General features: G+C 68.3%; 20 protein-coding genes. 11 read left to right on the top strand and 9 right to left on the bottom strand.

Going from position 1 to position 23,574, the window contains the following annotated elements; translation table 11 throughout:
• Positions 1 to 52 precede the first annotated feature (52 nt).
• Entirely contained in the window at positions 53 to 1,285 is a 1,233-nt protein-coding gene (locus JF543_RS02380) for an ABC transporter substrate-binding protein (protein ID WP_206822620.1), read from the bottom strand.
• Between the two features lie 202 nt (positions 1,286 to 1,487).
• Here JF543_RS02380 and JF543_RS02375 point away from each other — a divergent pair, with 202 nt between their 5' ends.
• From JF543_RS02375 to JF543_RS02360, 4 genes are read left to right on the top strand one after another with little or no spacing between them, the layout of a single operon-like run.
• Positions 1,488 to 2,660, top strand: coding sequence for an ROK family transcriptional regulator (locus JF543_RS02375; RefSeq protein WP_179409462.1), 1,173 nt, complete (start codon positions 1,488 to 1,490; stop codon positions 2,658 to 2,660).
• Positions 2,657 to 3,655: a Gfo/Idh/MocA family protein gene (locus JF543_RS02370; RefSeq protein WP_179409463.1), complete on the top strand. Its 999-nt coding sequence runs from the start codon at positions 2,657 to 2,659 to the stop codon at positions 3,653 to 3,655. The genes JF543_RS02375 and JF543_RS02370 overlap by 4 nt, the downstream gene beginning before the upstream one ends.
• The gene (locus tag JF543_RS02365; protein ID WP_179409464.1) at positions 3,652 to 4,680 is read left to right on the top strand and encodes a Gfo/Idh/MocA family protein; all 1,029 of its coding nucleotides are present in this window, start codon (positions 3,652 to 3,654) and stop codon (positions 4,678 to 4,680) included. Before JF543_RS02370 ends, JF543_RS02365 begins: the two co-directional genes overlap by 4 nt.
• Positions 4,681 to 4,736: 56 nt before the next feature.
• Positions 4,737 to 5,702 (top strand): Gfo/Idh/MocA family protein, encoded by a 966-nt coding sequence (locus JF543_RS02360; RefSeq protein WP_206822619.1) that lies wholly within the window; start codon positions 4,737 to 4,739, stop codon positions 5,700 to 5,702.
• A gap of 13 nt (positions 5,703 to 5,715) precedes the next feature.
• Here the strand turns inward: JF543_RS02360 and JF543_RS02355 are convergent, their stop codons facing one another.
• The 5 genes from JF543_RS02355 to JF543_RS02335 form a co-directional block, all read right to left on the bottom strand.
• Positions 5,716 to 7,188 (bottom strand): lipase maturation factor family protein, encoded by a 1,473-nt coding sequence (locus tag JF543_RS02355; RefSeq protein ID WP_206822618.1) that lies wholly within the window; start codon positions 7,186 to 7,188, stop codon positions 5,716 to 5,718.
• An 80-nt stretch (positions 7,189 to 7,268) separates the two neighbouring features.
• Positions 7,269 to 8,189, bottom strand: coding sequence for a glycine betaine ABC transporter substrate-binding protein (locus tag JF543_RS02350; RefSeq protein WP_206821332.1), 921 nt, complete (start codon positions 8,187 to 8,189; stop codon positions 7,269 to 7,271).
• A gap of 74 nt (positions 8,190 to 8,263) precedes the next feature.
• Positions 8,264 to 9,196 carry an ABC transporter permease gene (locus JF543_RS02345; RefSeq protein WP_179409468.1) on the bottom strand — a complete coding sequence of 311 codons (933 nt, stop codon included), beginning with the start codon at positions 9,194 to 9,196 and terminating at the stop codon, positions 8,264 to 8,266.
• Entirely contained in the window at positions 9,196 to 10,518 is a 1,323-nt protein-coding gene (locus JF543_RS02340) for a betaine/proline/choline family ABC transporter ATP-binding protein (protein WP_206822617.1), read from the bottom strand. The genes JF543_RS02345 and JF543_RS02340 overlap by 1 nt, the downstream gene beginning before the upstream one ends.
• Positions 10,519 to 10,771: 253 nt before the next feature.
• Positions 10,772 to 12,103: a class I SAM-dependent methyltransferase gene (locus tag JF543_RS02335; protein WP_347401070.1), complete on the bottom strand. Its 1,332-nt coding sequence runs from the start codon at positions 12,101 to 12,103 to the stop codon at positions 10,772 to 10,774.
• Between the two features lie 42 nt (positions 12,104 to 12,145).
• Between JF543_RS02335 and JF543_RS02330 the strand changes: the two genes are divergently transcribed.
• The 4 genes from JF543_RS02330 (at position 12,146) to JF543_RS02315 (ending at position 16,213) form a co-directional block, all read left to right on the top strand.
• Entirely contained in the window at positions 12,146 to 14,053 is a 1,908-nt protein-coding gene (locus JF543_RS02330; protein ID WP_206822615.1) for a DUF5107 domain-containing protein, read from the top strand.
• Between the two features lie 185 nt (positions 14,054 to 14,238).
• Positions 14,239 to 14,625, top strand: a complete 387-nt coding sequence (locus JF543_RS02325) for a GntR family transcriptional regulator (protein ID WP_179409472.1) — start codon at positions 14,239 to 14,241, stop codon at positions 14,623 to 14,625.
• Positions 14,622 to 15,527, top strand: a complete 906-nt coding sequence (locus tag JF543_RS02320) for an ABC transporter ATP-binding protein (RefSeq protein WP_179409473.1) — start codon at positions 14,622 to 14,624, stop codon at positions 15,525 to 15,527. Before JF543_RS02325 ends, JF543_RS02320 begins: the two co-directional genes overlap by 4 nt.
• Positions 15,527 to 16,213, top strand: coding sequence for a hypothetical protein (locus tag JF543_RS02315; RefSeq protein ID WP_206821337.1), 687 nt, complete (start codon positions 15,527 to 15,529; stop codon positions 16,211 to 16,213). Before JF543_RS02320 ends, JF543_RS02315 begins: the two co-directional genes overlap by 1 nt.
• Positions 16,214 to 16,266: 53 nt before the next feature.
• Here JF543_RS02315 and JF543_RS02310 read toward each other — a convergent pair whose 3' ends face one another.
• Positions 16,267 to 16,857: an ArsR/SmtB family transcription factor gene (locus JF543_RS02310; RefSeq protein ID WP_206822614.1), complete on the bottom strand. Its 591-nt coding sequence runs from the start codon at positions 16,855 to 16,857 to the stop codon at positions 16,267 to 16,269.
• 72 nt (positions 16,858 to 16,929) lie between these two features.
• On the opposite strand from JF543_RS02310, the gene JF543_RS02305 reads away from it, so the two are divergent.
• The gene (locus tag JF543_RS02305; protein WP_206822613.1) at positions 16,930 to 18,240 is read left to right on the top strand and encodes an MFS transporter; all 1,311 of its coding nucleotides are present in this window, start codon (positions 16,930 to 16,932) and stop codon (positions 18,238 to 18,240) included.
• A gap of 109 nt (positions 18,241 to 18,349) precedes the next feature.
• Positions 18,350 to 20,788 carry a polysaccharide lyase 8 family protein gene (locus JF543_RS02300; protein WP_242519374.1) on the top strand — a complete coding sequence of 813 codons (2,439 nt, stop codon included), beginning with the start codon at positions 18,350 to 18,352 and terminating at the stop codon, positions 20,786 to 20,788.
• A gap of 81 nt (positions 20,789 to 20,869) precedes the next feature.
• Here the strand turns inward: JF543_RS02300 and JF543_RS02295 are convergent, their stop codons facing one another.
• Complete coding sequence (locus JF543_RS02295) at positions 20,870 to 22,093, bottom strand: NAD(P)/FAD-dependent oxidoreductase (protein WP_206822612.1); 1,224 nt, start codon at positions 22,091 to 22,093, stop codon at positions 20,870 to 20,872.
• A 168-nt stretch (positions 22,094 to 22,261) separates the two neighbouring features.
• On the opposite strand from JF543_RS02295, the gene JF543_RS02290 reads away from it, so the two are divergent.
• Positions 22,262 to 22,744 carry an Lrp/AsnC family transcriptional regulator gene (locus tag JF543_RS02290; protein ID WP_179409478.1) on the top strand — a complete coding sequence of 161 codons (483 nt, stop codon included), beginning with the start codon at positions 22,262 to 22,264 and terminating at the stop codon, positions 22,742 to 22,744.
• A gap of 36 nt (positions 22,745 to 22,780) precedes the next feature.
• Here JF543_RS02290 and JF543_RS02285 read toward each other — a convergent pair whose 3' ends face one another.
• A complete protein-coding gene (locus JF543_RS02285) occupies positions 22,781 to 23,551 on the bottom strand; it encodes a DeoR/GlpR family DNA-binding transcription regulator (RefSeq protein WP_179409479.1) in 771 nt (256 codons plus the stop codon).
• Positions 23,552 to 23,574 lie beyond the last annotated feature (23 nt).

Genomic DNA, 23,574 nt, shown 5'->3' with positions numbered 1-23,574 from the left:
CTCGTGTCGCGGAGAGAGGCGTGCGAGTCGAGCCGCACGCCTCTCTCGCCGATTACTTCAGAAGGGGCTGAGCGGCCTTGGCCGCGTCTTCGAGCGCCTGCTCGGGCGACTTCTGCCCCAGCAGTGCCGCCTGCAGCTCAGGCGACAGCACGCCCATCAGTGCGCGCGAGCTCTCAGCGAGCTCGCCCACCGTGGCTGTGGCGACGTACTGCTCGACCTGACCGTTGAGGCTGTCGGGCTCGAACACGGGATCCCCCTCGATGGCCGAGAAGTAGCCTGCCTCCTGCAGGTAGGGACGAATCACATCAGCACTGGTGGCGAACTCGGCGAATGCACCCGCGGCGTCCTTGGCCTTGGATCCCTTGAGCATCGACAACGAGCCCACGGTGCCGTACGAGATCGACTGCTCGTTCGAAAGCGGCGGCAGGATGACGACGTTCTCCTCGCCCCAGATCGGCGCTACCTCGTTGACCGAATTCACCCATGTGCACGCGGTCTTGCCCTGCGCGATGCCGGTCTGTTCGAAGGCCGGCATCGAAGTGAGAACATCTGGATCGAGCGCATCTACCTCGGCGAGGTCGGTGAGGAAGGTCAGCGCCTCGACGCCCTCGGGGCTGTCGAACGCAGTGTCGCCCGACGTGTCGTAAACCTTGCCGCCGGCCTGCCAGAGCAGCGGGTAGAAGGTCATGTTGAGCGTGGCCTCGGGTGATGCGGTGTAGTTGAACAGGTACATTCCCTTGTCTGCGAACGCCGGGGCGATCTCGACGGCGTCGTCCCACGTCTCGGGGTACTCGGTGATGCCGGCTGCCTCGAAGGCGGCAGCGTTGCAGATCAGCGGAAGCGCCTGGGTGAGCACGGGTGAGCCCATCAGCCCCGGTTCCAGCGTGACCGAGTCGACGACGTTCGGTAGCAGCGCGGCCTTGTGGTCATCACTGAGGTAGTCGTCCATCGGCTCGATCGATTTCTCGTAGGCGACCAGCTGATCGGGGATCAGGTAGACGAGATCGGGCCCCTTGTTGGCGGCGATCGCGGTCTGAAGACTCTCATCGCGGTTGGCCCAGGGGAAGATCTCGTACTCGACCGTGATGCCCTCGTTGGCAGCCTCGAAGTCGGCGATGGTCTGGTCCCAGAACGCCTTGTGCTTGGCCTCGTCGGCAATGACCGGATACAGCCAGACGGTGACGCTCTGGTCACCGCCGGCCTCGGCGCCCCCGGCCGAGCAACCGGCGACGAGGCCGATCGCAGCGAGCCCGGCGACAATGCCGGTGAATCTCTTGACGCGCATGATGCTCCTTTGCTGAACGTGCAGGTATCGTCATTATGACACTCACATGGGATAATTAGTCAAGCCCCAAAGCGCAGCACCTCTCATCCACTACTTTTCAACAAGAGAAATGCGGGCCCAACCGACGCCGCCAATCACTGTTATTCCGTGAGTAGTGTGTGCTAATTTTGTCGCACGCTTCGACCTCGAGAGGAGACAGCGCATGTCGCACAGCAGCGCCCTTCCCATCGCAGTCCGCGCCGCGCTGCATGTTCGCGATCACGGTTCGGCCACCGTCACCGAGATCGCGCAGACGCTGGAACTGTCGCGCACCTCGGTCGAGAATGCGATGAGCACGCTCACCGAGGCCGGCCTGGTCGCCGACGCCACGGTCACCAGCGGCCGGGGTGCCGGGCGCCCGGCCCGGCGGTTCTCGTTCGAGAAGCGTTCCGGCTTCGTGGTCGGCGTTGATGTCGGCGTGGCCTCGGTGCGCGTCGTGGTCGCCGACCTCGCGGGCCAGGTCGTGCGCCACGAGAGCTTCGGCGGCGTCGCGCACTCCCGCGACGGCGCCGAGAAGCTCGCCGTGGTGATTGACGACATCCGCTCGACACTGACCGCGTCGGCGATCCCCCCCTCGCGCGTCCGCGCGATCGGCGTCTCCCTCCCCGGCATCGTCGACGACTCGGGGCGGGTGACGACCTCGGTGGTCATCCCCGAATGGTCGGGGGTCGACATCGGCTCCCAGTTGGCATCGGCTTTCGGATGCCGGGTCTCGGTCGACAACGGTGTGCGTCTCGCCGCGGTCGCAGAGCATCACCTCGGAGTCGCGCAGCTCGTAGATGACCTGCTGTACCTGTCGGTCGGAAACCGTATCGCGATGGGTCTCATCCTCGGCGGTCGCCCTCGTCGAGGCATCCACAACGCAGCGGGTGATATCGGGCGCCTGGCCTTCCCCGGACTTGTGACTCAGACCGGCCAGCTCACGTGGCGCACGGGGTCCGACGCCGAGAGCGTGTTCACCCTGGCACGCGAAGGCGACGCGCCTGCCGTCGACGAGCTGGATTCCTTCATCGATCAGCTGGCCCACGGCATCGCAACACTCGTCCTCACCGTCGACCCGGCGATGGTCGTCATCGGCGGCGGGCTGTCCGCGGCCCACGAGCAACTTCTCGATCCTCTGCGGAGGGCGCTGACCTCGCACATCGGGCTACCGTTCTCGGTACCACTGGTGGGGGCACGACTCGGCGCCGAAGCCGCTTCCCACGGCGCCCTCGTCTTCGCTTTCCGACGCCACGCCGCAGACATCTATGGGCTCGAGAGCATGCCCGTGCCCCCGATCACACCGCTGCCCGCAGACACAGCGGGCACCGCGGCCCACCAGAAGGAGAGTTCGTGAGCACACTGAAGGTCGGCCTCATCGGAGCGGGAGGAATCTCGCGAGTACACGCCGAGGCCTGGCGGGCGCTGGGCGCCACCGGGTATGTCACGTCACTCGCCGGCGCTGACGAGATCGCGGCCGAGTACGGCTTCGAGGTCGTCCCCGACGTCGATACCCTGATCGAGCTCGTCGACCTGGTAGACATCGTCACCCCGAGCACGACTCACGCCGACTTCGCACTGCGGGCCATCGCGCGCGGTCGCGACGTGGTGTGTGAGAAGCCACTCGCTGACACCGCCGAGAACGCGCGCACCGTCGCCGAGGCCGCGGCTGCGGCAGGCGTGCGGCTGTTCCCCGCCCATGTGGTCCGGTACATGGGCGAGTACGAGCAGATCAAGACCACCGTCGTTTCTGGTCGGATCGGCAAGACGGCCGTGCAACGGTTCAGCAGGGCCGGAGCAGCACCGGCATCGCCCTGGTTCTTCGCTGAGAGCGCGGGCGGCGGCATCATCCGCGATCTGATGATCCACGACATCGACCAGGCGATGTGGCTTGCCGGACCGGTGGCTTCCGTGTTCGCCGTGCAGAACCCGCCGACGGTCGATGACCGCGTACCGGTGCCGGTGACGGCGCATGTGGTGCTCACCCACCGCAATGGTGTCATCAGCCACGTACACGGCAGCTGGCTGGCCGCGGGCATGCCGTTCCGCACCAGTGTCGAGGTCGCGGGATCGGCAGGTCGACTGCGCTACGACAGCGCCGACGACCACGCGCTGCGGATCGACGCGGTCGCCGCCCCGGGCGCGGACGACTACCTCCCGCCGATGTCGGCACAGGAGAGCCCTTACACCGCCGAGATCGCCGACTTCGTCGCGGCGATCCGCGAGGGCCGAGACGCACGGGTCACCCCCGAAGACGGCATCGCGGCGGTCGCCGTCGCCGAAGCGGCCTACGCCTCGATCGCCGCCGGCGCGCCGATCGCGCTCGACACCACCGAGGAGGCCGCCGCATGACCGCCACCCGCCCTCTGCGCATCGCCGTTCTCTCGTTCGCGCACACGCATGCGCTCAGCTACGTCCACGCGCTCCGGAGCATGCCCGGCGTCGAGCTGATCTCGACCGACCCCGACGGCGCCGCTGCGCCGGACGCTGCGCCCCGTGGCGCCGAGTTGGCCGCGCAGCTGGGGGTCGCCTACGTCGACACCTACGACGAGGCCTTCGCCTGGTCTCCGGATGCCGTCGTGATCGCCGCCGAGAACTCGCGCCACCGCGAACTCGTCGAGCGCGCTGCCGCCAGCGGCGCGCATGTGCTGTGCGAGAAGCCGTTGGCGACGACGGTCGACGATGCGGTCGCCATGCGCGAGGCATGCGAACGGGCCGGAGTCATCCTGATGGTCGCCTACCCCGTGCGTTTCTCCCCTACGGTGCGCGACGCGATCGCCCAGCTGCGCAGCGGACGCCTGGGCCGAGTGCTCGGAGTCACGGGGGTCAACAACGGCAAGCTGCCGCAGGACCGCGCCTGGTTCACCGACCCCGACCTGGCCGGCGGAGGCGCACTGGTCGACCACGTCGTACACTGCGCCGACCTGCTCGATGACCTTCTCAGCGAGCGCGCGTCCGCGGTGCGCGCCGTGTCGAATTCGGTGCTGCACGGTGACCGCGACCTGCAGGTCGAGACCGGCGGGTTGGTGACGGTGCAGTACCCGAGCGGCGTGATCGCGACCATCGACTGTTCGTGGAGCTGGCCGATGAACTCTCCCACCTGGGGCGGCCTCACACTGCAGGTGATCGCCGAGCGAGGCTCAGTGACCGTCAGCCCCTTCGCGAAGGGCGTCGCCGGACACGACGGCGCCGGTGAGACCTGGGATCCGATCGGTGCCGACCTCGACGCGCTGCTTCTCGACGAGTTCGTCGCGGCTGTGCGCGAGGGACGTCAGCCGCAGCCGGATGCCGGGGTCGGCATCCGCACGGTCGAGATCGTGAAGGCCGCGCAGTCCTCCGCCGACCGCGGTGGAGAGGTCGTCGCCCTCGCGCCCTGACCTCGTCCTGCAGAAATGCCGGGCGCAACGCGCGCCCACGCGCGTAGGCTCGGAAAATGGCTGACAAAGACACCGTGCGGGTCGGGATCGTCGGCGCCGGGGCCATCGCCCCGTCGCACATCGAGGCGTGGCAGGCGTTGGGCGCCGAGGTCAGCATCCTGCATCGCACGGGCGCACGCCAGCTCGGCGAGCGGTACGGCATCCGCGTGATCGATGACCTCGACGACCTGATCGCCGCGGTGGGGATCGTCGACATCATCAGCCCCACCAGTACCCATCTCGACATCGCGCGCCGCGCGTTCGCCGCCGGGCGGCACGTTGTCTGCGAGAAGCCGTTGGCGGTCACCGAGGCGGATGCCGTCGCGTTGGCAGCGGCGGCATCGGATGCCGGCATGCGCCTCTTCCCGGCCCATGTCGTGCGCTACTTCTCGGGCTACCACGCGCTGAAGCAGCGGATCGAGGCGATCGGCCCCCTGGTCGAGCTGACCCTGCGGCGCACCGGGGTGGCGCCGGACGCCGCCTGGTTCTTCTCGGAGGACGCCGGCGGCGGGCTCATCCGCGACCTGATGATCCACGATCTCGACCAGGCCCTGTGGCTCGCCGGCCCCGTCATCGAGGTGACGGCCACGCAGGATCCCCCGGCCGTCGACGGACGCATCCAGCCTCCGGTGTCGGCGCACGTCACCCTCACGCACGCCAACGGCGCGATCAGCCACGTACGCGGCGACTGGGTCGGCCCCGACTCCACCTTCCGGTCGGTAGCCGAGGTCATCGGCACCGACGGCACCCTGCGCGTCGACACCGCGGATGCCACTGCCTTCTCCGCAGGAGAGATCGACGCCGCAGAAGCCGCGGCACCGGCATCCGATCCCTATCGGGAGCAGCTCGCCGATTTCGTCGACGCGATCCGCACCGGGCGGGAGGCGCGCGTCACTTCCGCCGACGGCATCGCCGCGGTACGCCTGGTGGATGCCGCCTACGAGTCGCTGCGCACCGGGCGCACGGTGCGGCTGCCGCACTGACCCGCTGGCGACCTCACCTCTCCAGGCCCAGCGGCCGCACGAGCACGTGCCGCCGATCACGCACCCACACGGCCCTGGTCTCGCGATGCTCGGCACGGCTCGTGAACCGGTAGCGGTACGAGACCACCCGCACCCAGCGCGGCGGCGTGCCGCCGAACGGGTCATGACGCAGCAGCCGCAGCGTTGAGGCGTCGGCCTGCAGCAGCCGCACCAGCAGCGCGGTGAACCAGTCGTCGATGGCGTGCCCGAGCGGCAGGAACCACATCAGCCAGTCCAGACGCAGATGGTACGGGGCGAACAGACGCGGCGTCCGGTTCACGTCACCCGGCTTTCCGCGGAACTCGTACTCCGACCAGCGAGCCGTCTCGGGGTCGGCATCCGCGGTGCCCTCGACGATCCACTCGATGCGCTCCTTCGTCACCGTGCCGAACGCGCCGTAGGCGTTGGCAAGCTGCCAACGGTTGAAGCTCGCGTTCATCAGCTGGCGATGGGCGAAAAGGTTGCGCAACGCCGGCCAGCTGAGCGCGACGTAGAGCGCACCGACGGCGGAGGTCACGACGATCCAGTAGAGCGGGATCGTCGCCTGCGGCGCCGGGTTGCGGATGCCCGCGAGCATGCCCGCAGCAACACCGAGCCCCGAGAAGGCGAGCACGATCGTCGCCCAGTTGAGCCACGCGAAGTTGCCGGTCACCACGAGCCACAGCTGGGTCAGGATGATGACGGTCGCGGCGGCGGCACCGATGAGCGTCGGCACGGGCCCGGCGATCCACAGTCCCAGCAACGGCGCGAACAGCAGAAACGGCACGACGAGTTGAGCGAAATGGTTGCCGAGCACCTCACCACGGTGGAACCAGCGGGGCAGCAGATGCGCCTGACGGCTGAGCGGGCCCGGCATCGGCTGGGTCTCATGGTGGTACATCAGCGCCGTCAGATCACGCCACTCCCGACCGCCGCGGATCTTGATCATGCCGGCGCCGAACTCGAGGCGGAACAGCAGCCACCACAACAACACGATCGTCACCGTCGGCGGCGGGTGTTCGGCCGACCCGAGAAAAGCCGCGAGAAACCCCGCCTCGAGCAGCAGCATCTCCCACCCGAACCCGTAGAACGTCTGGCCGATGCTGACGATCGACATGTACCCGCCCCACAGCAGCAAGAAGCAGACCATCGGCACCCAGGGCGGGCCCCACTGCGGAACGCCCACCACCAGCAGGGCCGCCAGGCCGATGCCGGCCCAGCACAGCGCGGCAAGCCGCCGATCCGTGTAGCGCAGGCGCGAGAAGAGCGTCGGCCGTAGCATCCGCCGCCTTCTCGGCGACTCGGCCACCCACGCGAGCAGGTCTGGGGCTGGCAGCAGGCCGCGCTCTCCGAGCAGCGGCCGGAACTGATTCAGCGACGAGACGAACGCCACCAGGTAGAGCGCAGCGATGCCGCGCTGCAGCACCTCACGCGCGAAGCCGAAGTCGACGGCGGCGAACCCGTCCATGTGCACAGGCTACGCCGCCCGCAATGCACCGAGGCCCCCTCCTGTGTGACAGGAGAGGGCCTCGATGGAATGCGTTGGCCTTACTCGGTGATGAGCCAGTCGACCTGGTCGCCGAACTCAGCGATCCACGCGTCAACGGCCTCAGCCGACTTGTCCTTGTACTCGTCCGAGGTGACGAGGCTCTCGAGCGCACCGTACTGCTCGTCGGTCAGGGTGACGTCGCCGATGAAGTCAGCGGCCTCGGGGAACTCCTCGGCGAAGCCGAGCTTGCCCAGGAAGTGCAGACCCTCGGTGGCACCCATGGCGCCGTTGGGGTCTTCGAGGTCCTTCATCGGGTAGGCGCTGTTGGCCCAGAACGGACGCCACAGCGTGACGACGATCGGGTCTTCGGCGGCCACAGCCGTGTCGAGCGTGGCGAGCATGCCACCGGTCGACGACGTCAGCAGCTCGTACTCGCCGTCCAGACCGTACTCGGGCATCGCGCTCTCCTGCACGGCCTTGGTGAGGCCGGCGCCGGGCTCGATGCCGATGATCTTGCCGTCGAACATGTCGGCGTTGCCCTTGAGGTCGGCGATCGAATTGATGTCGTCCAGGTAGTCCGGAACGGCCATCGTGAGCGCCGCGCCCTCGTAGTAGGTGCCGAGGTCCTCGATCTTGTCGCCGTACTCCTCCATGTACGAGGCGTGCGTCACCTCGGACCACGCCGACGGGTACATGTCGATGTCGCCCTGCGACAGGGCGGTGTAGAGCGGGCCGGCGTCGACGACGTCTTCCATCTCGATCTCGTAGCCGAGCTTCTCGAGCTGGTCGGCGAGCAGGTACGCCGTGCTCAGACCGTCGGTCCATGCGGGCAGGAACCCCATCGAGATGGTGCCCATCTCGTCGCCGGCGGGTGCGCCTGCGTCGCCCGAGTCGCCGGAGTCGCCACCGGCGCAACCGGTGAGGACGAGGGATGCCGCCGCGCCGAGCGCGACGATGCTGGTCAGGTGCCTCTTGTTCATGGTGCTTCCTTCTTTCTTCACGTATGTCTCACGCGTTCCGTATGTAGTGCTGTGTGGAAGGGACGTTCTGAGGGTCAGGCTGCGGCAGCCGAGTCGACCGTCTGAGCCGCGGATGCTGCCGACGCGCGGCGCATCTCGTCGCGGCGCCGCTGCATCATGCCCATCAGCGACGAGCGGTTGCCGCCCGGGTTGCCGAGGGCCGCCGTGACGCGATCGAGGTAGACGGCGATGAACACCACGCCGAGGCCGGCCTCGATGCCCTGGGCGACGTTGATCGTCGCGAGCGCGGCGACCACCTCCTTGCCCAGGCCGGGTGCGCCGGCCATACCGGCGATGACGGCCATTGACAGGGCGAGCATGATCACCTGGTTGACGCCGGCCATGATGGTCGGCATCGCGAGCGGCAGCTGAATGCCGCGCAGGATCTGCCCGGGCGTCGCGCCGAAGGCGTGACCGGCTTCGACCGTCTCGGAGTCGACGCCGCGGATGCCCAGCTCGGTCAGACGCACACCGGGCGGCAGCGAGAAGATCACCGTGGCGATGACGCCGGGCACGAAGCCGAGGCTGAAGAAGATGATCACGGGGATCAGGTACACCAGCGATGGCATGGTCTGCATCAGGTCGAGCACCGGCTTGATGACGGCACTGACGGTGTCGTTGCGGGCCGCCCAGATGCCCAGCGGCACGGCGATCGCGACGGTGACGAGCGTGGCGATCAGCACCAGCGCCAGCGTCTGCATCGCGTTGTCCCACTGGTCGACGCCGAGGATGACGACGAACATCACCACGGTGCCGATCGCGAGCTTCCACGAGCGCACCAGCCAGGCGATCAGCGCGAACAGCACGATCATCACCGGGGCGGCCGGTGCCATCAGCATGGCGGCGAGGCCCTCGGCGAGGAAGCCGACAAAGGCGGCGATGGCGTCGGTCAGCCAGTCCAGATCATCGCGGACCCAGTCCACGACGCTCTTTCCCCATTCACCGATCGGAATGTTGAAGCCGTCCATCAGCGCACCTCCTCTGCCTGCTCGTTCTTGTTGCCTGTACTGCCCGGAGTGCCTGCGGCGGCCGCGGTCGCCTCCTCGAGCACCTCATCGATCATGGTCGCGGACATCGGCTGAAGTGGGATCGTCAGCTCGCCTGTGGCACCGCTCCCGGGGCCCAGCGCCGCCAGCAGCGTCACGCGGGGAATCACACCGGTCAGGCGTCCCTCAGTGTCCGTCACGGCGAGCGGCAGTGGCGACTCGACCGATGGGATGAACAGATTCATCAGAATCTCGTTCTCGTCGATGCTCTGCGGCACCGGCTTGAGCACCGATGCCAACGAAGTCTCACCCTTGCGCACGAGCTTCACGGCATCGCGATCGGTGACGATTCCAACGAGATGGCGGTCGCGGCCGACGACGTATGCCGCCGACATATAGGCGTCGCGCATCTGCTTCAGCGCCGTGCGCGGGCCGGACGTCTCGGTGACTACCGGACGCGGCGTCTCCATGACATTGGCGGCGGTGAGCACGCGCGCACGGTCCACGTCCTGCACGAACTGCTCGACGTAGTCGTTGGCCGGGTCGGTGAGGATGTCCTCGGGCGTACCGATCTGCACGATGCGACCATCGCGCATCACCGCGATGCGGTCACCGAGGAACATCGCCTCGTTCAGATCGTGAGTGATGAAGATGATGGTCTTCTGCAGCTTCTGCTGCAGTTCGACCAGCTGCTCCTGCATCTCGCGACGGATCAGCGGGTCGAGCGCGCTGAACGCCTCATCCATGAGCAGGATGTCGCCATCTGCGGCGAGCGCACGGGCGATGCCCACGCGCTGCTGCATGCCCCCGGAGAGCTCGCTGGGCAGCTTGTCGCCCCAGCCGTCCAGGCCCACCATGGCCAGGATCTCGCCGGCCTTCTTCAGCCGGGTGGCCTTGTCGACGCCCTTCAGCTCCAATGGGTAGGCGACGTTCGCAGCGACCGTGCGGTGCGGAAGCAGCGCGAAGTGCTGAAACACCATCGACACGTGGTCGCGACGCACCTCACGCAGGCGGGATCCCGAAATGCCGGTGATCTCGCTGCCTTCGATGGTGATGGTGCCGTCGGTCACATCATGCAGGCCGTTCAGCATGCGGATCAGTGTGGACTTACCGGAACCCGACAGCCCCATGATCACGAAGATCTCACCGCGTTTGACGGTGAAACTCGCGTCGATCACTGCGGCTGTGCCGACGTCGAGTACGTCGGTACGGGACTCGCCCGCCTTCAGCCGCTTGACTGCCTGCTGTGGATTTCGGCCGAACACCTTGTACAGATTGCGCGCTTCAAGAGCGGTTTCGGACACGTTTCCCCCGTGACTCACCGGCTCCAGGGTCGGCGGTGAGTCCGTCTGGTTACGTCCGGGTCATGATCACAGGGCCGCTCGTTCTTTGCCGTGCGCGGCGCGGACGCGGAGCTTCGGGCTCCACGCAGAGATCACCGACCATACGCCCGCGCCCTCGGTGACATGCACAGCGTGAGGACGCGACCGCGGACTGGTCTTGGCCATCATGGCCACATTCCACCGTAACGAATGGCTGATCGGGTGGCAAATCCCGTTATCGTTTCGTGCCCTCACCGGGGATTCGCGCACGTCGCGTCGAGCGCGTCACGGTGAACTTCGGCGTGCGAGAGACCTGTTCGGTGGGGCCAACCGCGCGCGTCAGAGCGCGGCGGTGATCGAGATGCGAGTTGAACACCGTCCACACTTCACCGCCCGGCCGGACGAGCCGCGCAGCGGCCTCGATGAGCCGCCGACCCGCCCCTTCGTGCACGCTCGCGCCGAGGTGGAACGGCGGATTGAGCAGGATCAGATCGGCGCTGCCATCGGGCAGATCCGACCCGGCATCGTCGAGCGTGACGGTGATGCGGTCATCCAGGCCGTTCGCCGAGACCGTCGCCCGCGCCGAGCGCACGGCAGCAGCGGAGCGGTCCGTCGCGACGATTGCCGCGGTCGGGTGCTGAAGCGCGAACGCCACGGCCAGAGCCCCGGTGCCACAGCCGAGGTCGATCACCCGCATCCCCTCGTTCGCAACTCCGGAGATCTGCTCGCCAGGCCCCCCGTTTGAGGCGTTCTGCCCCGCTGCGGCCCCGTTCTTCCGGAGTTGCGAACGGCCGACCGTGCTGCCCTGCGCGCGATAGCCAGCGCTGAGTGCCGGCATCGCGTCGAGCAGCGCCCGCGTCCCGATGTCGAGCTTGCTCCCCGCGAAGGCCCCGCCGTACGCGCAGAGCGTGAACTCCACCGGTGAGAAACCATCTGCCGTATGAGAAACCACGTGCGTGGTGGTTTCTAGAACGGGAAGTGGTTTCTCAGCGGGAGGGGACGGAGGGGACGGAGGGGATGGAGGGGACGGAGGGGAGGAGGGGGAGGATGCCACCAGAAGGCGGGACTTGCGGGTGGCGCGCTGGGGAAGCACGGACGTGAAGTGACGGGCAAGCACATCGTTCTGCGTGAGCGTCATGTGCTTGACGCGGCCACCGGCGACCAGCACGACCTCGGGGGTAGCCCAGCGCGCGACAGCATCCGCGATCTCATCCAGCGCCGCGAGCGACTTCGGCAACTGCACCAGCACCAGCTGCGCACCGCGCAGCAGTGTCTCGTCGAGCTCGTGCGTCGTGAATGCGTCCGGATCCGACCCCAGCGCGCGGGCGTTGTTCGCCAGCGCCCGGCGGCCCGTCACGAGATCCTGATGCACGCGGATGCCATGCAATCCGGCATCCGTCAGAGCGAGCGTGATCGCACCGTACTCGTCGCCGAGCACGGCGATGCAGTCGCCCGCAATCCCGGCCGTACGCGCCCAGTCGACGAGCAGTTCGTCGGTGGCATCCCACGCCTGCAGGTTCGGCGCCTCGACATCGGGAAACCGCCGCAGCCTGCTGTAGTCGTACACCTGCTCACGATACCCACCGTTCGCGATAGCGTGAGCATCACCATGACTGCAACGCTGCATCTCACCACGGTCGCCCTGCCCTCCGCCTCTGTCGGACCGACCAACCCGCTGCCGCCCGTGGGCGCCATGCCCGAAGCGCCCTATGAGGCCTCGACCGCGAACCTGCCCGACGAGATCGCGGCGAACATCGCGTACGGTCGGGTCACCAGCATCCATCCGTATCTGCTTCAGGACGCGTATTCGCGTGAGCGATCCCCCGCACCGATGCGGCTGGCGGTGCTGGAGAACGCGCACCTGCGCGCGGAGTTCGCGCTCGATCTCGGAGGCCGCCTCGTGCGGCTGCTCGACAAGGCCACCGGACGCGATCTGGTCTACCGCAACGCGATGTTCCAGCCTGCGAACCTGGGGCTGCGCAACGCCTGGTTCTCGGGCGGCGCCGAGTGGAACATCGGCATGCGGGGGCACTGGCCCCTGACCGCCTCACCGCTCTACGCGGCCGAGATCACGGCACCGGACGGCGCGCCGGTGCTGCGCATGTGGGAGTACGAGCGCAAGCGCGGACTGATCGTTCAGCTCGATGCCACCCTCGACGACAACGCCCCGGCGCTGCACGTGCGCGTGCGGGTGCGCAATCCGCATCCCCGCGAGACGGGCATGTACTGGTGGACGAACATCGCGGTCGCCCAGACGCCGGGATCGCGGGTGTTCGCCCCGGCGACGCACGCGTACCAGACGCAGTACGACGGTTCGCTCGGGTACGTCGACATCGCAGACCCCGACGTGAGTCGGCCGGCGAGCGCTCCGGCCGCCGCCGACTGGTTCTACGACCTGAACCGCGACCGCACGCCGTGGATCGCCGCTCTCGAGCCCGACGGTTCGGGGCTCGCGCACGTGTCGTCGCCTCGACTGCGTGCCCGCAAGCTGTTCGCGTGGGGAGACACCACCGGGGGTCGGCACTGGTGCGACTGGCTCGGCGGCGAGACTGGGGCGTACTTCGAGATCCAGGCGGGCCTGGCCACCACGCAGTACGAGCACCTGCCGATGCCCGGTGGTGCGACGTGGGAGTGGCACGAGACCTTCGTGCCGCTGCAGGTCGACGATGAGGCGCGGCACGGCGATTGGGGGAGCGCCGTCCCGGTGGTCGAAGAGGCGGTGCTGCGGGCATCCGAGGCGACGGATGCGTCGCGTCTCGAGGCGGTCGCCGACGTCGCCCCGGAACGGATGCTGAACATCGGCGCCCCGTGGGGCGCGCTCGAAGCAGAGCTGGCCGCGCGCATCGGCGAGTCGTTCGCGAGCCTGCCGGGTGTGCGCTTCGACCGGGATGCCGGTGAGGAGGGCGCCTACTGGGCGGCGTTGCTCGACGGCGAGGGCGATGCGGACGCCGCACCGCTGGACGCCCCAGCGTCGTACGTCGACGGCGAGCGCTGGGATCAGCTGTTGGCCGGCGCCGCGGCGACCTGGCTGACCCACTACCACCGAGCGGTCATCGCGCATGCGGCCGGCGAGCTGCCGCGTGCGGCGTCGCTGTACGAGGCGTCGTTGCGGCAGCGCCGCTCGCCCTGGGCGTTGCGTGGACTCGCACAGGCGCGGATCGCGCAGGGCGACGCGGATGCCGGAATCACCCTGCTGACCGACGCGCTCTCGCTCGCTGCGGATGTCGTGCCCCTGGCTCTGGAACTCGGCGCGGAGTTGCTTCGCGCGGGCCGCGCCGACGAGGTGCGCGGGTTGGTGGCATCCCTTCCTGACGAGGTGCGAGCTCTGGGCCGGGTGCGGATGCTGGATGTGCGCGCCGCACTCGCCACGGGCGACCGCGCCGCCGCGGGCGCTCTGCTCGAGGAGCGGTTCGAGGTGCCCGACATCCGTGAGGGTGAGCTGAGCATGTCGGCGCTGTGGCGGGAGGCGTTCCCCGACCGACCCGTGCCGGAGTGGTACGACTTCTCGATGAGCTGAGGCGCGGGGGCACCGCCGCCCGTACGAATGGCGGGAGTCTGTACGTTCGGCGGGAGACACACCAGCGGATTCACTGCCATCCGTACGATCTCCCGCCATCCGTGCGTGAGTCAGCGACGGGTCTTGACGCGCGCCCGGTTGTGTGGTTACTTAGTTGAGTAACTAACCACACAACCGGAGGTGTCGTGATCGACGAAGGCAGGCCACTGTTCCTCCAGATCGCCGAGGCGATCGAGGAGTCCATCCTCGACGGCACCCTGGCCGAAGACGGCAAGGCGCCATCCACGAACGAACTCGCCGCCTTCTACCGGATCAACCCCGCCACGGCCGCGAAGGGGGTGGCCATGCTGACCGACAAGGGCATCCTGATCAAACGCCGCGGCATCGGCATGTTCGTCGCCGTCGGCGCCCGCAGCATCCTGCTCGCCGAGCGGCGCACGGCCTTCGCCGAGCACTTCATCGACCCCCTCATCGCCGAGGCCCGCACCCTGGGCCTCGACGCCGACGACCTGACCGTCCTGTTGCGCGAGCGCATCGCACGCACAACATCCACCGAAGGGAACCCCGCATGACCTCCGTCGTCGAGGTACACAACCTCACCAAGCGCTACAAGGATAAGCTCGCGCTCGACGCCATCTCGCTCTCGATTGAGAAGAACACCATCTATGGCCTGCTCGGCCGCAACGGCGCCGGCAAGACCACGTTGATGTCAATCCTCACCGCGCAGAACTTCGCCACCTCGGGCGACGTGCGCGTGTTCGGCGAGCGCCCTTACGAGAACGTCGATGTTCTCAGTCGCATCTGCTTCGTGCGCGAAAGCCAGAAGTACCCCGACGACGCCACAGCCGCGCACGCCTTCACAGCCGCCCGGTTGTTCTTCCGCCACTGGGATCAGCAGTTCGCCGAGCGCCTGATCGCCGACTTCCAACTGCCGATGAAGACGGCCATCAAGAAGTTGTCGCGCGGCCAGCTCTCGGCGGTCGGGGTGATCATCGGACTCGCGTCCCGTGCCGAGATCACGTTCTTCGACGAACCGTACCTGGGTCTGGATGCCGTCGCCCGGCAGCTCTTCTATGACCGCCTGCTTGAGGATTACGCCGAGCACCCCCGCACGATCATCCTGTCGTCGCACCTCATCGACGAGGTCTCGAGCCTCATCGAGAAGGTGATCGTGATCGACGCAGGGCGCATCCTGCTGAACGAAGACACGGATGCTGTGCGCGGACGCGCCTCGACGGTCGTCGGCGACGCCGCCAAGGTCGAGGCCTGGGTCGCCGATCGCGAGGTCATCCATCGCGAATCGCTCGGCCGCGTGGCATCCGTCACCGTCCTCGGCCACCTCACCGACGGCGACCGCGCCGCCATCGCCGCAGCCGACCTCGATCTCGCGCCGGTCTCGCTGCAGCAACTCATCGTCCGCCTCACGCAGAACGCGGCACGGCGCGATGCCGCCGTCACCGAAGGAGTGCTCTGATGTCTCGCACGCTCAACGTCGTCCGCCTGCAACTCATCAACAAGAACACCTTCATCTGGGTGCCGCTGATCGTGCTCGCCGGTGCCGTCCTGGTCTCGGTGCTGATCTACGCGATGATTCCCGTCGACACACCGAAGTATGGCGGCGGCGGACAGGCCCCGCTGTGGGTGTTCTTCGCGGTCGGCATGACGGCCATGACAATGACCTTCCCGTTCTCGCAGGCGATCAGTATCACCCGGCGCGAGTTCTTCGTCGGCACGATGCTCGCCGCGATTCTGGGCAGCGCCTTCATGGGAGTGCTGTTCCTGATCGGTGGCGGCATTGAGCTGTTGACGAACGGCTGGGGCGTGAACGGGTACGTGTTCTACCTGCCCGACCTGTGGGCGGCGGGAGCCGGCGGAGCCTTCGTGATCTACTTCACGCTCGCATTGTTCTTCTTCGTCGTCGGCTTCACCGGCGCAACGATCTACAAGCGCTGGGGAGCGCTCATGATCACGGTGGTGGGCGTGGGGATCGGCCTGCTGCTCGTGGCCGCACTGTTCCTCATCACCCGTCTCGAGCTGTGGGGCCAGGTCGGCAGCACACTCGGACAACTCGGCGCGTTGGGTGTCGCCCTCTGGGGCCTGGTTGGAGTCGGCGCGCTCATGATCATCTCGTACCTGACGCTGCGCCGAGCGACGCCCTAGGCGCGACGCAGACAGAACGGGGCGGATGCACGAGCATCCGCCCCGACGTCTGCTCAGATCGTCTCGTCGGCCGCGACGATGTCGATGTTCCAGAACAGGGAGTCGGGGTCGTCGCGGTCGTGTGCCTGCTCGGCCTCGCGGAAGACCTGGCTGACCTTCTCGAACACCTGCATGAGCTCGGCGCGTGTGAGCCGGACGTTGCGCTGCTCGAACGTGCCGCGAATGACGGGATCGCGCCCCTGGGTGTATTCGGGCGCCCAGGTGACCACGCGACGCACGAGTTCGTGATGCTCGTCGGCGATGAGCGCCACGAAAGCGGCCGCCGCAGCTGCGTCGGCGACGGGCTGCTCGGGAGTACCCAGTTCGAGCGCGTGCAACTCGACGGGCTTCCAGACCCGGTCGCGCCGGTCGCGGGCTCGGTCGGGGTCCTCTTCGACGAGGCCCGCCTCGGCGAGCACCCGCAGGTGAAAGCTGAGCGAGTTCGCGGGCACCTCCAGTGCGGCCGACAGGTCGGCCGCACGAGCGTACTCGCGCCGGACGAGCTCGTTGATGATGCGGCGGCGCAACGGATTGGCGAGCGCCTTGAGCATCGCCGAGGTCATCACGGCGGCGCCGCTTCTGCCTTCCGCCGAGCCGCTTCCCATCCCCGCAGTCTAGTCATCAGAACTTGCGCAATTCTAGTTGCGCAAGTTTTCTTGCGCGGTTACTCTGGCGACATGACGATCGAAGCGCCCCCTGTTCGGCTCTGGAGCAACCGCCGCTACCTGCTCTGGCTCACCAGTGACACCGGCAAGGGCCTGGGCACCACACTGTTCAGCTTCGCGATCCCGCTCGTCGCCCTCTTCGTCACCAATGACCCGGCTCAGGCCGGCATCATCGGCGGCGTCGGCATGGCGACGCGACTGGTCACGACACTCATCGGCGGCGCACTCGCCGACCGCCACAACCGCATCGCGATGATGCTCGTCGGCGCACTGATCGCGACGTTCGTCGGCGCGGCCTTCACGGCGCTGGCGTTCTTCGAATCGCTGACCTTTCTCACCCTGCTCCTGCTCGAGGTCGCCCTGTGCGTGCGCGCCGGACTATTCGAGCCGGCGAGCGAAAGCGCGCTGAAGCAGGTCGTGCCCGACGAGGCGATGGGCCGGGCGCAGGCCGCCAACCAGGGGCGCGACGCCGCACTGCAGCTCGCGGGCGGCCCGCTCGGCGGTGCGCTGCTCGCCGCCGGCGCCTGGGTGGTCGGCGCGGTCATGACGGCCGCGTACGCGTTCGCCGCCGCGACCGCGTGGGTGCTGGGCCGCGCCGAGCGGCGCGATCCCGAGCATCCGATCCCTGACGAGAATGCAGCGGACGCCGGCACAGATGCGGATGCCGCAGGCGAGCGCCCCACCCGGGGGATGCTGCGCGAGATCCGCGAGGGCTTCCGCTGGCTGTTCTCGCGGCCCGACCTGAGCAGCGTGCTCGTCCTGATCACGATCATCAACCTGGGCCTGACCTCGACGGTCACCACCGTGATCTACTCGCTGCAGCAGGACGGCCACTCCGAGGTCACGATCGGCATGCTGTCGGCCGTGATCGGGGCGGTCATGCTCGCCGGCGCACTCGTCGCACCACTGCTCGTGCCGCGCGTGAAGACCGGCACCCTGGTACTGCTGGGCCTGATCACCACCACGGCGGGCGCGAGCATCGTGAGCGTCGTCGACACCCCGGTGGGCATCTCGATCGTGTTCGCCGGCGCCGTGTTCCTGCTGCCGGCACTGAACGCGGCTCTGATGGGCTACTTCATGGTCGCCACACCCTCACGTCTGCTCGGGCGCGCGAACAGCGCCGCCGGCGTGCTGGGCATGGGCGCGATGCCGCTGGCCCCACTGATCGCGGGCTTCGGACTCGCGTGGGCGGGCCGCACCCCGACGATCATCTTCTGCGCGGCGCTCTGCGCGATCGCCGTGCTGCTGGCGCTGGTCAACCGGCCGTTGCGGTCGCTTCCGACCGAATCCGGCTGGACCGCGCACGCCCGGCAGTTCGAGTAGGCACGCGAACGAACGTTCGCCCGAACGGATCAAGCGTTCACAACCCCTGTACAGCAGCACAGAAAGCGTTTACCGTAGGTGTCTCCGCCGATTCCCCAGGAGGCCGAAGATGTCCATCCCCACCGTGAACCGCCGCGCGTTCCTCGCCCTGCTCGGCGCGGGCGCACTGGTCACTATGACCGCCCAGCCCGCGAATGCCGCATTCGCACGCACCGCAACCTCAGCATCCGCCGATCCCCTCGCCGCACTCATCGAACGACGGCGAGTGATGCTCGTCGGCGACGGCAGCGCCGCCTCGGTGCCCGAACTGGCAGACGTGCTGCGACAGATGAGCGACGCCACCGCCGACTCGTGGAGCGCGATGGTGCGCCCGATCGGCGCGCCCGGCGTGTGGGCTGACCTGCCCCTCGCCGGCGTCAGCGGCTCGACGCTCTCAGGCAACATGGGCGTCACCTTCAACCGTCTGTTCAGTCTGGCCCTGGCCTACTCGACCGCGGGCTGCGCCCAGTACCAGGACCCGACACTGGCATCCGACATCGCGGACGCGCTCGCTTACCTCAGCACCGACGTCTACGTCGCCGGCCACCCGCGCGTCGGCAACTGGTGGTTCTGGGAGATCGGCGTACCCCGCAAGGCCGCCGACACGCTCGTGCTGATGTACGACGTCGTCCCCGCCGACGTGCGCACCGCACTACTCGGCGCCGTGCGCCACTTCGCACCCAACCCCAACTGGCGAGGCCGGGGCACCACCTTCGCCGAGACCGGTGCCAACCGCACCGACAAGGCACTCTCCTGCGCGCTTCGCGGCATGCTCGACAACCGCCCCGATGAGATCGCGATGGCCCGCGACGCCCTCAGCGACACCGTGGGCGACGGCCGCAACAGCGTCTTCGGCTACGTCACGCAGGGTGATGGCTTCTACACCGACGGCTCGTTCGTGCAGCACGGCTACCTGCCCTACATCGGCACGTACGGTGTGGTCACGCTCAGCGGCCTGGCCGAGATCCTCGGGCTATTGGGCGGCAGCACGTGGGACGTCGTCGATCCGAACAAGTCGGTGATCCTGGATGCTGTCGAAGCCGCCTACGCACCGTTCATCTGGAACGGTCGCATGATGGACACCGTGCGCGGGCGTGCCGTCTCGCGCCAGAAGGCGCCCGACTACGTCGACGGTGCCGGCGCCATGACCGCCATCCTGCTGCTCGCCCCCGGCGCCGGCGAGCCGTACCGCAGCCGCTACCTGTCGCTGGTGAAGGGCTGGCTGCAGCGCAGCACCGAGCAGCAGTACGGCCTGCCCTCGCAGACCGTCGCGAAGTCGCTGCTGGTCACCTCGGTCCTCGGCGACGACTCAGTGGTTCCGGCGCCGGCGCCGGTGTACACCAAGGCCTTCGGCGACCAGGACCGGCTCGTGCACCACCGCCCCGACTTCAGTGCCGTCGTCAACGTGTCATCGAACCGCATCGGCCGCTACGAGTGGGGCAACCGCGAGAACAACGTCGGCTGGTACCAGGGCGACGGGCTCACCTTCATCTACTCCCCCACCGACCCCGGGCAGTTCGCCGACGACTTCTGGCCGACCATCGACCCGTACCGCCTGCCCGGCACGACGGTCACCGCAGAACCGCGCCAGAACGGCGCGACCGACGGCACGGGCATCCCCCGGGCGTACCAGCCGTTCGCGGGCGGTCTTGCTCTCGATGACCGCTGGGGCGTCCAGGGCATGGACCACCTGAACCACAACAAGAGCCTCAGCGCCCGCAAGTCGTGGTTCTTCCTCGATGACAAGGTGGTCTGCCTGGGTGCGGGGGTCACGTCGGCATCCGGCTTCGACGTGTTCACCACGATCGAGAACCGATCATTCCCCGCAGGCGACGTGCCGCGCATCCGCACCGACAACCGCAACCGCGCGATGACCGCCGGTGACGCGGCCGTGACCGTCTCGCGCAACGTGCACATCGCCGGGCACGGCGGATACGTGCTGCTCGATGGCGAGAACGTCAGCGGCGACATCGACGTGCAGGTCGTGCGGCGCACGGGCGACTGGCGCACGATCAACTCGGGCTCCGACACGGGCGGCTCCGACGAGGTCAAGACCCGCGACTACGTCACCATCACCCACCACCACGGCACCGACCCGTCGGGCGGCGGATACGCCTACCTGATGATGCCGAACGTCGCGCACAGCGCGACCTTCGCCGAGTCGGGCCGGCCGAGCGTCGCCGTCGTCGCGAACAACGCCGTGGCGCAGATGGTGCGTGCGGCGCGCGATGGACTCACCCTCGCGAACTTCTTCGCCGGGGGATCGGCGGGCGGATACGAGACCACCGGACCCTGCTCGCTCGCCGTGCGCGAGCACGACGGGCGCACGACGATCGCCCTGGCGGACCCCAGCCGCACCCAGGACGTGGCGCGCGTGACCCTGCCGAAGGGCACCGGGACGACCGTCGTCGAGGCGGATGCCGGAGTGCGGGTCGTATCGACGTCGCCGCTCACCGTCGAGTTCGCGCTCGACGGCCATGGCCACGCGGGACGCATCGTGCTGGGATAGTCGTTTCGGTCGGGACCAGATCAGAGACGCACCGGACTGAACAATCCGGTGCGTCTCTGCTTGCCCGGCAGACGTCGCCGCTCAGCGCAGCGGGTCGAAGGGCTTGATGATGGGGTCGACGCGGCCCGTGACGATCTGCTCGGCGAGCAGCTTGCCGGTCGCCGGCCCCAGCACGATGCCCCACATGCCGTGCCCGCCGGCGACGTACACGTTGGGCGCCTGGGTCTCGCCGACCAGCGGCAGCCCGTCCGGGGTGACCGGTCGCGAGCCGACCCACTCGTCTTGACGGTCGTCGAGGTCGATGCCGGTGAACATCTCACGAGCCTGGGCGATGATCGCCTGCACTCGGCTCGGCTGGAAGGGCTCGTCAGGTCGGCGGAACTCCATGGTGCCGGCGATGCGGAACCGTCCCTCGTAGGGCGTGCACGCGATGCGCTGGAACGGCAGGTACACCGGGTGCTCCTGCGGAACCTCGGTCGCGACGCTGAACGAGTATCCGCGACCGGCCTGCACGCGGGTGCGCACACCGAGCTTACGGGCCAGCGCGGGCATCCACGCTCCCGTCGCGATGACGACGGAATCGGCCTCGCGACGCTCGCCGTTCGACATCGTCACCACGGGGCGACGCGTCGACGAGACGTCGACGACGTCGTAGCCGGTGAGCAGTTCGCCACCGCGGTCGATGAACGCCTGGCCGAGTGCCTCCATGAAGGGTCCGGGCTCGAAGAACCGCTGGCCGTCGAGCCGGTATGCGTGACGGACGGCATCCGACAGCACCGGCGCGAGCACACGCGGGTTCTCGAGCTTCTCGAACGGCACGTCCTGCCCGTGGCGGATGACGCCGTCAATCTCATGCAGGAAGCCCTTGGAGTGGGCTTCTTCCTTGAAGCCGATCACGAACGGCCCCTCGCGGGTCCACGACTGCACGCCGCCGTCGATCAGCTCGTCGAAGCACTCCAAAGCGATCCGGTCGATCGGTGTGAGGTCGGCCATGGTGCGGTCCCAGGCGCGGTGGGTGCCGTGCGCTGCGAACTGCGCGAGGAACGCCCACAGGCCCGGGTCGACCCGGAACGGCACGTGCAGGGCCGCGTCGGGGTCGAGCAGGGCCTTGGGCCCGTACGTCCACAGGCCGGTGTCGGCGAGCGGAATGGTCTTGCCGGGCGTCAGCCAGCCGGCGTTGCCCCAGGACGACCCGGCGGCGACGCCGACGCGGTCGATGACCGTGACCTCGACGCCGCGTTCCTGCAGGTGCCATGCCGTGGCGAGACCGACCATTCCGGCTCCGACGACGATCGTGCGCGTCATTGCGTCCTCCTGAGACTGCTGCGGTGTGCTTCGCGCGGGCGCGACGAGATGCCCGCTACCTGCGATTATGCAGATCTCGACGATGCGCTGGGGGAAAGTTCGAAGATTCTGCGTACAGTGGTGCAGGAACAGTCGGATTATTGCCCCAGCGGGGAAGAAGTGAGTCTCATGGCATCCGAATCTTCGACCACAGCTCAACCCGGTCTGGATGCCGTCGACCGCACCCTGCTGTCCGAACTGAGCCGCAACGGCCGCATCTCGAACACCGAGCTGGCCCGCATCGCCGGAATCGCCGAGTCGACGTGCCTGAAGAGGGTGCGCGCCCTGCAGGCAGGTGGCGTGATCGTCGGCTTCCACGCCGAGATCGCCCCGGCCGCGATTGGGCTGCACCTCGAGGCGCTGATCACCATCCGACTGCACGCTCATGCCCGCGGCGACCTGCGCCGATTCCAGAGCTATCTCGAGGATCTGCCCGCGACCCAGCGGGTGTACTTCCTGGCCGGAGACCGGGACTTCCTCGTACACGTGGCGGTGTCGGATGCTGCCGCGTTGCGCGAGCTGGTCTCAGACACCCTCAGCCTGCGCCCCGAGGTCGCCTCGACCAGCACCAGCCTGATCTTCGCGCAGGCAGCGGGCTCTCGCGGGCTCTGATCGGGGCCTGAGCCACCCGAAACGGTACGCGCGAAGTCAGCCGGCGCGCACCTCATACCCGGCATCCGTCAGCGCTGCGCGCTGCTCGGTGGTGACAGCGGCATCCGTCAGCACAACCGGGAACAGCTCCGGCCCGCCCACGTGCGCGAAGGCCTCGGTTCCGAGCTTCGACGCGTCGGCCACGGCATAGGCCGCACCGGCCCGCTGCGCCATCAGGCGGTTCACGGCGGCCTCGGCCTCATCGTGCGTGCTGGCGCCCGACGCCGCCGAGAGCCCGTTGACGCCGATGAAGGCGACATCGAGGCGGATGCCCGAGAGCAGCTGTTCGACGAACGGGCCGACCAGCTCGAAGCTGCGCGGGTGGATTGCTCCTCCGGTGACGACGACCTTGAACTCGGGGCGCATCGCGAGCTGAGCGGCGATGTTGACCGCGTTCGTGACGACCGTGAGTCCCAGCTCTGCGAGATCGTCGCGGGCGGCGAGTGCCGTCGCGATGGCGTTGGTGGTGGTACCACCCGAGAGCCCGACGACCTGCCCGGGCACCACCAGCGCCGCTGCGGTCGCCGCGATCTGCTCCTTCGCGCCACCCTGGTGCCCGCGGTACCGGATCGGCAGCTCGTACGCCACGGACTGCGCCACGGCCCCGCCGTGGGTGCGCGTGAGCAGCCGCCGGTCGGCAAGGCTGTCAAGGTCGCGTCGGGTTGTCGCCGCGGATGCCCCGAACCGATCCACCAGCTGATCGACGCTCACCTCGCCCTGCGCCGCGAGCAGGTCGAGGATGGCGTTCAGGCGTGCGGCGCGGTTCATGGTGGTCCTGGGGTGGTGTGCGC

It is taken from the genome of Microbacterium esteraromaticum, from assembly GCF_017303215.1.
Taxonomy (GTDB): Bacteria; Actinomycetota; Actinomycetes; order Actinomycetales; family Microbacteriaceae; genus Microbacterium; species Microbacterium esteraromaticum_C.
The sequence above is the reverse complement of the archived record's forward strand: the minus strand, read 5'-3'. Positions and strand labels throughout refer to the sequence as shown.

What these genes read in the sequence shown, in the direction of transcription:
- JF543_RS02380 (WP_206822620.1), bottom strand. Translation starts at nt 1,285, where the DNA reads ATGCGCGTCAAGAGATTCACCGGCATTGTCGCCGGGCTCGCTGCGATC.
- JF543_RS02375 (WP_179409462.1), top strand. Translation starts at nt 1,488, where the DNA reads ATGTCGCACAGCAGCGCCCTTCCCATCGCAGTCCGCGCCGCGCTGCAT.
- JF543_RS02365 (WP_179409464.1), top strand. Translation starts at nt 3,652, where the DNA reads ATGACCGCCACCCGCCCTCTGCGCATCGCCGTTCTCTCGTTCGCGCAC.
- JF543_RS02360 (WP_206822619.1), top strand. Translation starts at nt 4,737, where the DNA reads ATGGCTGACAAAGACACCGTGCGGGTCGGGATCGTCGGCGCCGGGGCC.
- JF543_RS02355 (WP_206822618.1), bottom strand. Translation starts at nt 7,188, where the DNA reads ATGGACGGGTTCGCCGCCGTCGACTTCGGCTTCGCGCGTGAGGTGCTG.
- JF543_RS02350 (WP_206821332.1), bottom strand. Translation starts at nt 8,189, where the DNA reads ATGAACAAGAGGCACCTGACCAGCATCGTCGCGCTCGGCGCGGCGGCA.
- JF543_RS02345 (WP_179409468.1), bottom strand. Translation starts at nt 9,196, where the DNA reads ATGGACGGCTTCAACATTCCGATCGGTGAATGGGGAAAGAGCGTCGTG.
- JF543_RS02330 (WP_206822615.1), top strand. Translation starts at nt 12,146, where the DNA reads ATGACTGCAACGCTGCATCTCACCACGGTCGCCCTGCCCTCCGCCTCT.
- JF543_RS02320 (WP_179409473.1), top strand. Translation starts at nt 14,622, where the DNA reads ATGACCTCCGTCGTCGAGGTACACAACCTCACCAAGCGCTACAAGGAT.
- JF543_RS02315 (WP_206821337.1), top strand. Translation starts at nt 15,527, where the DNA reads ATGTCTCGCACGCTCAACGTCGTCCGCCTGCAACTCATCAACAAGAAC.
- JF543_RS02310 (WP_206822614.1), bottom strand. Translation starts at nt 16,857, where the DNA reads ATGGGAAGCGGCTCGGCGGAAGGCAGAAGCGGCGCCGCCGTGATGACC.
- JF543_RS02305 (WP_206822613.1), top strand. Translation starts at nt 16,930, where the DNA reads ATGACGATCGAAGCGCCCCCTGTTCGGCTCTGGAGCAACCGCCGCTAC.
- JF543_RS02300 (WP_242519374.1), top strand. Translation starts at nt 18,350, where the DNA reads ATGTCCATCCCCACCGTGAACCGCCGCGCGTTCCTCGCCCTGCTCGGC.
- JF543_RS02295 (WP_206822612.1), bottom strand. Translation starts at nt 22,093, where the DNA reads ATGACGCGCACGATCGTCGTCGGAGCCGGAATGGTCGGTCTCGCCACG.
- JF543_RS02290 (WP_179409478.1), top strand. Translation starts at nt 22,262, where the DNA reads ATGGCATCCGAATCTTCGACCACAGCTCAACCCGGTCTGGATGCCGTC.
- JF543_RS02285 (WP_179409479.1), bottom strand. Translation starts at nt 23,551, where the DNA reads ATGAACCGCGCCGCACGCCTGAACGCCATCCTCGACCTGCTCGCGGCG.